This is a genomic window from Candidatus Abyssobacteria bacterium SURF_5, assembly GCA_003598085.1.
GTDB lineage: Bacteria > Abyssobacteria > SURF-5 > SURF-5 > SURF-5 > SURF-5.
The window spans coordinates 1-10,626 of the sequence record QZKU01000069.1 but is presented as its reverse complement, the minus strand read 5'-3'; the positions used below and the strand labels follow the sequence as shown (position 1 = coordinate 10,626).

The 10,626-nt window shown below is 53.1% G+C and carries 9 protein-coding genes; 4 read left to right on the top strand and 5 right to left on the bottom strand.

What is annotated here, in order from left to right; genetic code table 11:
* Positions 1-314: 314 nt before the first annotated feature.
* The 3 genes from C4520_10330 (at position 315) to C4520_10320 (ending at position 3,287) form a co-directional block, all read left to right on the top strand.
* Positions 315-734, top strand: a complete 420-nt coding sequence (locus C4520_10330; protein ID RJP21247.1) for an RHS repeat-associated core domain-containing protein — start codon at positions 315-317, stop codon at positions 732-734.
* Positions 735-887: 153 nt separating this feature from the next.
* On the top strand, positions 888-1,994 hold the full coding sequence (locus C4520_10325; GenBank protein RJP21246.1) for an alpha/beta hydrolase: 1,107 nt from the start codon (positions 888-890) through the stop codon (positions 1,992-1,994).
* A 690-nt stretch (positions 1,995-2,684) separates the two neighbouring features.
* Positions 2,685-3,287, top strand: coding sequence for a hypothetical protein (locus C4520_10320; GenBank protein ID RJP21245.1), 603 nt, complete (start codon positions 2,685-2,687; stop codon positions 3,285-3,287).
* A 376-nt stretch (positions 3,288-3,663) separates the two neighbouring features.
* On the opposite strand, the gene C4520_10315 is transcribed toward C4520_10320, so the two are convergent.
* Positions 3,664-5,016, bottom strand: coding sequence for a deoxyribodipyrimidine photo-lyase (locus C4520_10315; protein RJP21244.1), 1,353 nt, complete (start codon positions 5,014-5,016; stop codon positions 3,664-3,666).
* A gap of 423 nt (positions 5,017-5,439) precedes the next feature.
* On the opposite strand from C4520_10315, the gene C4520_10310 reads away from it, so the two are divergent.
* On the top strand, positions 5,440-6,360 hold the full coding sequence (locus C4520_10310; protein RJP21243.1) for a GGDEF domain-containing protein: 921 nt from the start codon (positions 5,440-5,442) through the stop codon (positions 6,358-6,360).
* Positions 6,361-6,383: 23 nt separating this feature from the next.
* Here C4520_10310 and C4520_10305 read toward each other — a convergent pair whose 3' ends face one another.
* The 4 genes from C4520_10305 to C4520_10290 all read right to left on the bottom strand — a co-directional run bounded on the left by C4520_10305 (position 6,384) and on the right by C4520_10290 (position 10,408).
* Positions 6,384-7,565 carry a thioredoxin gene (locus C4520_10305; GenBank protein ID RJP21242.1) on the bottom strand — a complete coding sequence of 394 codons (1,182 nt, stop codon included), beginning with the start codon at positions 7,563-7,565 and terminating at the stop codon, positions 6,384-6,386.
* Positions 7,566-7,825: 260 nt separating this feature from the next.
* The gene (locus tag C4520_10300) at positions 7,826-8,134 is read right to left on the bottom strand and encodes a septum formation initiator family protein (protein ID RJP21241.1); all 309 of its coding nucleotides are present in this window, start codon (positions 8,132-8,134) and stop codon (positions 7,826-7,828) included.
* The gene (gene eno / locus C4520_10295; GenBank protein ID RJP21240.1) at positions 8,131-9,423 is read right to left on the bottom strand and encodes a phosphopyruvate hydratase; all 1,293 of its coding nucleotides are present in this window, start codon (positions 9,421-9,423) and stop codon (positions 8,131-8,133) included. Before eno ends, C4520_10300 begins: the two co-directional genes overlap by 4 nt.
* Before the next feature lie 16 nt (positions 9,424-9,439).
* Complete coding sequence (locus C4520_10290) at positions 9,440-10,408, bottom strand: hypothetical protein (GenBank protein RJP21239.1); 969 nt, start codon at positions 10,406-10,408, stop codon at positions 9,440-9,442.
* Positions 10,409-10,626: the final 218 nt, after the last annotated feature.

Below are 10,626 nucleotides of genomic sequence, written 5' to 3'. Positions count from 1 at the left end.
GATCACCTACCCGAGTAACAGCGGAACCACCGAATTCGTGTACGACGCATTGGGGCGCAGGCTGAAGACCATCGAGAAGGACGGCCTCGGCCAGATAACTGACGAGACGCATTACGCGTACGACGGGCTCGATCTTATCGCGGAGCTCGACGCCAGCGATTCACTGATTGCCGGTTTCACGCACGGCTTAGGAATTGACGATCCGCTGATCGCGCGGTATGATGGCGCCGATTACCTGTATCTGAAGAATCATCAGGGGAGCGTCACCGAACTGGCGACGTTCGGCGGAGTCATGGTGAAGAGTTACCGATACGATGCCTTCGGCAACATCAAGCAGGAGACCACGCGCCGCGCGTGGCTTCACCTACACCTCGCGCGAGCGACATGCCCGCTCCGGCCTGTATTACTACCGCGCCCGCTGGTACTCGCCCGACCTGGGAAGATTCATCACCCCCGATCCAATCGGCTACCTCGGGGGAATAAATCTGTATGCGTATGTGGGGAATGATCCGGTGGCTTGGAATGACCCGCTAGGGCTGTGCGGCGAAAACCCCAGCGGATGGGCTGCTCTAAGAACAGCGATCCAGCTTGCGGATATACTTCCGATACCGACCCCTTACTATCAGGTACCGATGGAGATAGTGACTTTTGGAACTAATGTCTACGATATTTATGTGGCTGATGTCGTTTGGTGGAGAAAAGCGATAGCAGGGGGTGCGGCCTTGTACGGATAGGCCGGGACTTTACAGGCCACGACACCTTTCTCTTCTCAGAGTAAAGAATACCAACTCTTGCAGGAGGAGATTTCACTCTCTCATCTCATCTCATGAAAAAGCAACGGTTTCTTGGTATACTGTCTCCACTGATATTGTCTGAGAAAGGCCTTCATGTTTACGCGCTTCGGCAAACTTGTCATCGTTATATTAACGAGATATGTGATCTTACCTGTGGCGCTCCTTTCGGTAGTCACAGTAATTTCTTTTCTCCTTTACCGTCGACACCTCCAGAGCAGAGTCCGGAGGGAAACGAGAATTACCTCACCCAACGGCATTGAATCTCTTGAGAAGATCAGGCTTGGCGGCATCGATCAATGGATACTTGTTCGCGGTTGGGACAAGGCGAATCCCGTTTTGCTTAACCTGCATGGCGGGCCAGGCTCCGGCGATATCTGTTTGGCCCGGCATTTTGACCGTGAACTGGTGCGCCATTTTACCGTCGCGCATTGGGATCAACGCGGCGCCGGAAAGACCTATGGCCGCCAAGTTCCTGTGGAGAGCATGAAGAGAGACCAATTTGTTTCTGATGTTCGTGAACTATCGGAGATGTTGAGACAACGGTTCAATGTTGCCAAGATATACCTCGTGGGGAGCTCGTGGGGAAGTGAAATCGGCGTTCTTGCCGCATCACGATATCCTGAGCTTTTTCACGCATATGTCGGGGTAGGCCAAGTTGTCAAGAAAGACGAACAGGAAGAGATTTCTTATCGATTCGCGCTGGCGATGGCCAAGGAATCCGGCGATAGGACGGCTGTCGAAGAGCTCGAAGGAATCAGCGCGCCGCCGCATGATAATTACCGGGAGGTGGCAGTAAAGTTCAAATGGCTTGAGCGATTCGGAGGGGTCTGGCACAACAGCAACGCGTCATTCAACAGTCTATTGAAGATAGGGATGGCTTCACCGGACTATTCCCTAGTCGATGGCCTGCGCTTCTTCCGTGGGCAGGAGTTTTCCGAAAACCATATGTGGGAAGAACGGCAGCATACCAATTTGTTTCAGGAAGCGCCCAGGATGGATATCCCCGTCTATTTTTTCGTGGGCCGATACGATTACAATACCCCTTTCGAGCTTGCCGAGCGTTATTATCAATCCTTGGATGCTCCGCGCGGGAAACAACTCATATGGTTTGAAAACTCCGGTCACGATATTCCGTATGAAGAGCCAGAGAAATATTGTGATGAGCTGCTCCGAATCCTTCAGGAGACATCGGGAGAGTGATTCTTAGACTGCCGCCTCTTTGATGAATGTCTGTCGTATTCAAACATTGAGTTTTCTCGACCATCCAAATGTGCAGTTATCACCTATCCGGTCTTTCATATATCATTCTTGCCGAATGAAGGATACGTCTTCAACTCTTCACTTTGGAATAGGCACTGGAGGAGTGAACCTTCCGTTATCGCTGTTTCACTTCTGGTTGGTCTGGCTTAAACGACTGGCCTGTGATCTCTGCGCCTAGTGTTGTGACAACTTCTTTCTGTCGGGAATTCCGGGGACACGGAATCACGCCTTTGGCGTGATCCCCGGAACTCCTGTGCTCTTCAAATTCTGCTTGACATGACACTAGCGCTGTTGACGTTTTCTGTGCAAAGTGGCAGCCTATTACCTATTCAATCAAGTAAGTAAGGATGAGCGGCTGCAAGCTTTTCCTCCACTTGCGGAGGACGCAGCGGGCAGGACAGGAGGCATGAGTTGAGGCAGGACCATCTTTCCAAAAGCGGCGAATCCACCATTGCGGTTCACGGGGGTGAGATCAGGTGGAGGGGATCGGTCACCACTCCGCTTGTGCAGACATCGACATTTGTCTTCGAGAATATGGCCGAAGTGATGCAATACACCTCCGGCAAGAAGAGCCATGCTTAGAAGGGGCCAAGCTCAAACAACTGTATTAACGCATCAAAGGGCAACTCTATGAAACTTTACTGCGAAATGCAGGACGCTCAAAAACAGATTTGCGTAGATAAGATTCCCCTCTGGCTGCGCAGATGTCTCGGCTTAGCCAAGAGCGGTGAGGGGCAAATGATAAGACTAGTTCTCACTGAACCAGAGTCTCGCCGAATGCTGAACAACAAGATTTTGGCTGAGGTTTTCACTTCACTGGTGACTGAATTGGCTGATCATAGACACATTAGGCTTCTGTTTCCACGGCAAAACGAAGAAGGAGCGATCAAAAGGGCCTTGCGAAAGGCCAACATTGAATATGAGAAAGAGGGTGATTGGTTTTTGACCGATGTTGGCACCCGAGATGCGACAATCTTGAAGCAAATTCTTGAAGCTATTTCTTTTACTGAATTCTACGCTCAGATCGATGGCCATGGACCACTTCCAAAGAAAGTGTCGGGGCTGCTCGACGCTTTAGAAAATCACTACTTTGTCTGTCTGTTCTCCCTTTATGACGAATCGATGGAGATATTTTCTAAATTCCTGAAAGAGGAAGAAGTTCTTGAGGCAGCGCGTCAAATGGGAAGGGAAAAAGGCTTTCAGGTCGAACTAGGGAGCAGAGAGAAAAACTAAGATTTGGGCAATCAAAGAAAGAGCAAAGGGAGGGGGTCATGCCGCTTTTTTCCGCAGGCGCGGTTGCAGTCCAAGCTGCTAGTATGGCAGGAGAAAAAAAGATTTGAGCAAACCAGATTGCTCTAGCATCGAGCCATGAAGTTAAAGGTGGAGTCATGTTTCTTTCTTGACAAGCCAGTTATCCGAACGCAGTCAAGACGTACGACGATGCCTTCGGCAACATCAAGCAGGAGAGTGGTCCCACGGTGAATCATGGCTTCACCTACACCTCGCGCGAGCGACACTCGCGCAGCGAGTTGTTGCGCGAGACCTGTTGACGTCTCCACCAGCGCCAATTTCTCCGTTGTCCCCGTTATCTCCTGTTAGAAATTCTTCTTCATCTATTCAAAGCGCCAACCTTCTGGATATACGCCTTGACATCTAATTTCGATTTTGCGCCGCCATAACTCATATACCGGATTTTCCCGAATATGGGGCGACTGGGCCAGGCGCGGTCGTGGACGCCGCCGATCGACCACGCAATGCCGGTGTATCCGTTCGGGTCGCGGCCATCGAGCTCGTACCGATCGTTGAGATAGATGGCGATCTGCATCGCTTCCTCGGGCGAGCGGGTCCATTCCAGGATTTTTTTGGCCCAGTACATTCTCATGTAGCCGTGCATCTTGCCCGTCTTCATCATCTCGAGCTGCGACGCGTTCCACAACTCGTCATGCGTGCGGGCCTGTTCAAGCTGTTCCAGCGAATAGACGTATTGTCTCTCATCGTTTTGATGCTCCGCAAGCGTTTTCTTCGCCCACTTGGGAAATGCTTCGGCCGAGTCATACTGCGGGTTGTAGAAGCAGAAATTATCCGATAGCTCGCGCCTCACGATCAGCTCTTCGAGAAAAGCCTGCTTTGCGGATTCGGGCGCAACGGAGTCCCGCACCTCGAGCGCCACGCGCTGGGCCGATATCTGCCCGAAATGCAGGTACGGCGAGAGATTCGATTGGCCGTCAGCGGTGGGATCATTTCGCCGCACCGGATAGAGCGCGAGCTTCTCACTGAGAAAGAATTTCAGGCAGCTCCTCGCCGCTCTTGCGCCGGATGTGAGCCAGCGCACCTCGCCGACGGTTTGATCGAGCTGCAGGGAGGCGGCCGCTTTACTCCAGCCGATTTTCGCGTGCTTTCCGAGCCAGGAATACGGGTGCTTTCTGAGCCTTGGGAACTCATGCAGAAAATCGGGCAGCACAAGCTTGAGTTTCGGCCGAAATGTTGCGGCGCTGTACTCCTGTTTTGGCGAGGCGATCCAGCAGGGTACGATATTGTGGGCATCCACTTCGAAGAAAGGGATCGCCAGCCTCTTCGCCACCTTTTCCTTCCACTGCCGCTTCACCCGCAAGGGATCGAAGTCGGTGACGAGCGCGCTGGCTCTGACCTTCCGGCTGAATTGGAGAATCGCCTCGACCGAGCCGGTCAACAGCAAAAAGGGGATGTTCTTCTTTGCCAGCGCCTGCTCGACCTCGTGCAGGCCGGCGAGCATGAACGTATACTGCCTGACGGTTGCACCCAGGAATTGCGGCGCGAGATAAAAGACCACGCACAGCGGCGCCTTCAATTCCAAAGCCTGTTCCTGCGCGAACAGGAGCGCCCAGTTGTCTTCGGCTCGCTGGTCGCGGCTCATCCAGTAGATGATCGGCCCGCGGCCGCGCTCGCCGTCTTTCAAGAGCCTGCTTCTGATCCTGGTTTCCATCTCAAGGAACCGAATTCACTCGACGATTGAAAACTTAATCATGAATTTGGGCGCTGCACAAGCGGTAGTATATTATATTGTGCTTCCATTCCGAAACAAAGGCATCAGTGCGACTTGTTGGCCCTGCTTCAAAAAGGCGAGATTCTTCGTCGCTTCGCTCCTCAGAATGACAGCTTCTTAAGTCGCTTTTTGAACGGGCTGAAGAGAGATTCTTCCCCCGCGAACCACGCGAAACGCGTGGCCATGCGAAGCGCTTGGCAGGCAAGGTCAGCGAGGTCAGAATGACAATAAGAGAAAAGCCGTTTCAGGGAACGCTTCCGCTTTGGCCCGAAATATGCTCCACCTTGCCAGAAACCGAAACGCCCGCTTCATGGGAAGAGACGAACTTCTTTTAAGCCGGAGGTGAGACGGCGCTTTTCTGCTATGGGTGAGAGACGAACACTTATCGAAATTGTGAAGCCGGCACAGCCTCCGGGCGAGAGGCGGCCGAGCCTGATAGTCCTGGTAGGCCGCGATTTTGGGCGCCAGTACTTTCTTACGCGGAATGAAGCCGTCATCGGGCGCGATGACGACTGCGCGATCCAGTTGAGCGATGCCAGGATCTCCCGCAGGCATTCTAAAATTGTGGGAGACCCGGGCCGGACGGCGGCCCCTTATTTCCGGCTCATGGATTTGGGGAGCACCAACGGCACGTTTTTGAACGACCGGAAGATCAAAGAAGCCGTCTTGACCGACGGCGATCGCATCCGCGTCGGGTCCACCATTTTGAAATATGCGATTCGTGACTTGGTTGAAATCGAATATGAGGAAAAGATCTTTCGAATGGCCACTACAGATGCTTTGACCAGACTCTATTCGCGCGAGTATTTCCTGCAGCAGTACACCGAACTCTTCCACCGAAGCGAGCGGTATCAACGTCCGTTTTCGATGATGCTGGTGGACATCGACGATTTCAAGAAGGTGAATGATAGCTTTGGACATCCGGAGGGTGACCGGGTACTGGAAGGTATCGCACGAGCCATTCTTGATGTTGTGCGCCGAGAGGATTTGGTTGCCCGGTACGGCGGAGAAGAATTTGCAATCCTCCTGCCCGAAACGGGCCCGCTCGGAGCGCGGAATCCTGCCGAGCGGTTGCGCCGCAAAATTGAAGGGCTCAGGTTTTGCGCAGGCGAAAAGGAATATTCTGTCACCGTCAGCATCGGGATAGCCGGCTACCCGGAGCATGCCCTCTCGATGGAGAAAGTGCTTTCCTGCGCCGACAGCGCGCTTTATGAGGCGAAGAGGACAGGCAAGAACGCCGTTTACATTTTCAGTCCGCCGCAAGAGGCGTCTCCCAGCAGATAGCTCAACCCGCCGGAGTCATGCTTCTATGGGAGCAGCGGCCAATCCGGAGAGGTTCTGTAGGCCCTGTAAAGGGAATTAATCTGTATCTGTCCGAAGTGCTGAAAGAAAATCGGGTTCACATATTCCCACACGATCTCGCCTTCGGGAGTGACCTCGAATATCCGCCCCGATTCCCCCTCATCGATCATTGTGTTTCCGTTGGGCAATCGTTGCGCTGAACTGATGAATGGGCTGAAGAACGAAAACAGATGAAGACCTGAGACGGCCGCATTATAGGACCAATCGACGATTTTCTGAAGCGGGTCGATCTCGAGTACGCGCGAGTACATTCTGAACTTATACGGATAGCCGCCGAGTCCCCCGTTATCAAAAACCAGGATGTTTCCCGCTCCAGCCAACGGTTCGGGAATCATCTCGGCATCGTGCTGGCCGATTGTGAGATTGTCATCGGGACCGCACTTCCATGTGATCTGTCCGGTCGCCTTGGCGATTACGTAAATGATATTGGTATGTCGCTGGCTGACCAGGATATTGCCGGGCGCCAAGCGGCTGTCGCCCAGAGAATTTGGCGGCAAAGTGCTGATAGAGTTGGTGTGCGCCCAGTCTCCGCCCGTCTCTGCGATTAATTCACGAGCTTCGGCGTTGAACCCAAATTCGGCGTAATGATCGCACGTATGCCATTCCCAAACTATGGCGCCGGAAGGATCAACCTCAATAATGTAATCGTCGCGGATCGGAAGCGGCGAAATAGTGGGAACCGTCCTTGTCTGCTTACAAAGTATGAGAGTGTTTCCGTTGGTCAGCCTCTCGAAATCGTGATGCACCTTGACCAGATCTTTGTCGTACACAAAACTCCAAACGATATTGCCGTCCCAATCCAGTTCCACCAACCCATTCAATTCCGCCGTCTCGGCATTCGCCAGTATGTTTCCATTCGGCAACGCTTCAGCATAATGCAAGCTGAACGCCTGACTTTCCCACGAATGCACGACCTGGCCCGCCATATCGATAAGGACAATGCGGGGCGGGTTTTTTACCTGGAACAGAGTATAGCCGACATATGTTTTTGCGGGATCATTTATTGTGGTTCCGGTCGGATAGACTGTCGGGGCGGCACAGACGCGGGAATTTCCCTGTCCAACAAGGAAGAACAAACAGAACATAAAGATCGTCCTTAAAAGGAATTTTGAACTTGCAACCTTCATCTTGTCCTCCTTCTATCCGATCATCTGGCGGACCGTTCCGCGTACTCTTGCCACGGATTGGGAGCCGCTTTTCGCCGGCACCGGCCTGGCGCATAACCCTGGGCAGCGGCCTTATAACCTATTGCTCATTAACCAATAAACTATTACCAAGTATACTGGGGAAAATGCACATTGTCAATCGGGGAATGATTTTCCCTGATATTTTGATATTATTTGAACCGGGGAATCTGCTGTGGGCGCGATATCAGCCGGCGCGATTTCTATTCCTGAATCTCTGTGGTTTCGGGTTTCTTCTTGAATCGAAAAAGCGTTTCGCCCGGCTTCGTCAGATGAAGCTTTTCACGGGCGAGCCGTTCGATTTGCTCAGGATCCTCATCGCTGAGGGCCTGTTTTTGCTGTTCGAGGCGGTCGTGTTCGGCCTCAAGCTGCTTGATTTCAGCTTCGAGCCGCTCGACCTCTTTCTTTTGTTCGACATATCGTTGATAGCCGGGGCGAAGCACGTAGACACATCCAGCCAGAATGGCTGCAAAAACGATGATGCGCCAGCTCTTTTTGAGAAGACTTTTCATGTTTCGATCGGGAAAACATTTTTGCCGCCGAACTGGGCGACATCAACAAGTTCCTCTTCAATACGCAGGAGCTGATTGTATTTGGCTATCCGGTCGGACCGCGAGGCCGACCCTGTCTTGATCTGGCCTGCATTGGTGGCCACGGCGACGTCGGCGATCGTGGAGTCTTCGGTTTCGCCGCTGCGGTGCGAGATAACCGAAGTGTAGCCGGCGCTTTTTGCCAGCTCGATCGCCTGCAGGGTTTCACTGAGGGACCCGATCTGGTTCAGCTTTATGAGGATAGAATTCGCCACCTTTTTCTGTATTCCCTCGCGCAGGCGTTCCGTATTGGTTACAAAAAGGTCATCGCCGACGATTTGCAGTTTCTGGCCGAGCTTTTTCGTGAGAGCTTGCCAGCCATCCCAGTCATCCTCGGCGAGCCCGTCCTCGATGGAGACAATGGGGTATTTTTTCGCAAGGTCGCCGTAGTAATCGATCAACATGCCGGTGGATTTCTCCGGTTTCTTTTCGGCTTTCAGAATGTATTTGCCGGACGCCTTATCGAAGAACTCGCTGGCAGCGGGATCAAGCGCAAGCAGGACGTCCTTTCCGGGCTTGTATCCTGCCGATTTGATGGCTGCCATGATAACGTCGAGCGCCTCGGCATTGGAATCGAGCCGCGGCGCAAAGCCGCCCTCGTCTCCGACGGAAGTGATCAGGCCCTTCTTCGAGAGGATCGCCTTGAGGGAATGGAAGACCTCCACTCCCTGTCGCAATGCCTCCCGGAAGCTTTTGGCGCCGACGGGGACGATCATGAACTCCTGGATATCGAGGTTATTGTCGGCATGTTTGCCGCCGTTAAGGATGTTCATCAGGGGGACCGGCAGCAATCGCGCGCTCACCCCCCCGACATATCGATAGAGCGGAAGCCCGAGAGCCGCGGCGGCCGCTTTTGCGGTTGCAAGGGAAACGGAAAGGATGGCATTAGCCCCCAGTTTCTTCTTGTTCGGTGTGCCGTCGAGTTCTATCATCGTCTGATCGACCAGCAGTTGTTCGGTGGCATCAAGCCCGACGACGTGCGGCCCGATCACCTCATTGACATTTTGGACTGCTTTCATTACGCCCTTGCCGCCGTAGCGTTTCTTGTCGCCGTCTCGCAGCTCAATCGCCTCATGTTCGCCCGTTGAGGCGCCGGAGGGGACGGCGGCCCTGCCGATCGCTCCGCTGGCAAGGGTAACTTCCGCTTCGATGGTGGGATTTCCTCTTGAATCGAGAATCTCGCGCGCTTTCACATCAATGATCGTGGTCATCAGTGTGCCTCGCCTTTCACAATTTCACGTCGATGTAGGCCTTGCTGCGCAATTCCTTAATCCACTGCTTGTACTTTTCGGTCCGCTTCGTCTCGCGAAGGCGCTCCTCGATAAACGGCTTGGCTTCCTCGAAGGAAACTTCTCTGGCCGGCATCGCCTCAATCGCTTTCAGAATGTGAAATCCATAGCTCGTTTCGATGACCGGGCTTACCTCCCCCGATTCGAGCTCGAAAGCTATCTTTTCCAATTCGGGGAGGATTTCCTTTCTTCCGACAATGCCGATAAGGCCGCCGTTCTCAACGTTTGGTCCTTCGGAGTAATGAGAAGCGAGCTCCATGAAATCCATTCCGTCTTCAATCAGAACGTGCAGCTGAATCGCTCGTTGCCGAATAGCTTCGACAGTCCCCGGCGTTGCTTCGCGGGGTGAGGCAAGAAAAATCTGGGCGAGGTTCACCTTTGATTCCGTCACGAATTCGCTCGGGTGATCCCGGTAATAATCCTTAATCTCGTTATCACTGACATCGATGCCGGAGCTTGTGAAACTTTGAACGGTCTGCTGCACCATAACCTGCTCGGCCACCTGGTCGCGATACTCGCGATACGTAAGGCCTTTTGTCGCAAGCGCCTTGAGAAACTCCTCCTCCGACGGGAATCGACTTTTGACGGCATCGATCCGGGTATCGATATCCCGCTCATTCACGGTTACCGCCTTCTCCTTTGCCACCTGCAAGATGAGCTTGGTTTCGACGGCTTGATTGACAACGGTCTCGCGCAGTTCCGTCAGGCGCTTCTGTAGCTCCTTTCCGCTATATTTTTCGCGATATTCCTGCATCAAGGGCATCAGGACTTCGTTGATCTCGCTTACAAGAATTGCGTCCTTATTGACGACCACGGCTATGCCGTCGACAACGACCGCTGAAGCGGAAACCGGCGGGATCAGTATAAGGCAAACAGCTAAAATACCAGTAAACCGACTGTAGTGCATATTTTTCTTCCACTCACAAGCGTGAACAGGTTTTTGAAAGGATACCACAAAATGTGGAGAGGCGTCAATTGTGAAATGCGCAAATGAAAAGCCTCCGATATGAAATCGGAGGCTGTGACTTTTGGTGTGCCCGGCAGGGCGCACTCACTTGAAGGTGCAAGTCCTTTGCAGGCCCGACAGGGGGAACTGCTAGCCGGACGGCAAGGGTGTCCATCGCG

Coding starts and splice junctions, on each gene's coding strand:
- C4520_10330 (RJP21247.1), top strand. CDS start 315: ATGCCTTCGGCAACATCAAGCAGGAGACCACGCGCCGCGCGTGGCTTC.
- C4520_10325 (RJP21246.1), top strand. CDS start 888: ATGTTTACGCGCTTCGGCAAACTTGTCATCGTTATATTAACGAGATAT.
- C4520_10320 (RJP21245.1), top strand. CDS start 2,685: ATGAAACTTTACTGCGAAATGCAGGACGCTCAAAAACAGATTTGCGTA.
- C4520_10315 (RJP21244.1), bottom strand. CDS start 5,016: ATGGAAACCAGGATCAGAAGCAGGCTCTTGAAAGACGGCGAGCGCGGC.
- C4520_10310 (RJP21243.1), top strand. CDS start 5,440: ATGGGTGAGAGACGAACACTTATCGAAATTGTGAAGCCGGCACAGCCT.
- C4520_10305 (RJP21242.1), bottom strand. CDS start 7,565: ATGAAGGTTGCAAGTTCAAAATTCCTTTTAAGGACGATCTTTATGTTC.
- C4520_10300 (RJP21241.1), bottom strand. CDS start 8,134: ATGAAAAGTCTTCTCAAAAAGAGCTGGCGCATCATCGTTTTTGCAGCC.
- eno (RJP21240.1), bottom strand. CDS start 9,423: ATGACCACGATCATTGATGTGAAAGCGCGCGAGATTCTCGATTCAAGA.
- C4520_10290 (RJP21239.1), bottom strand. CDS start 10,408: ATGCACTACAGTCGGTTTACTGGTATTTTAGCTGTTTGCCTTATACTG.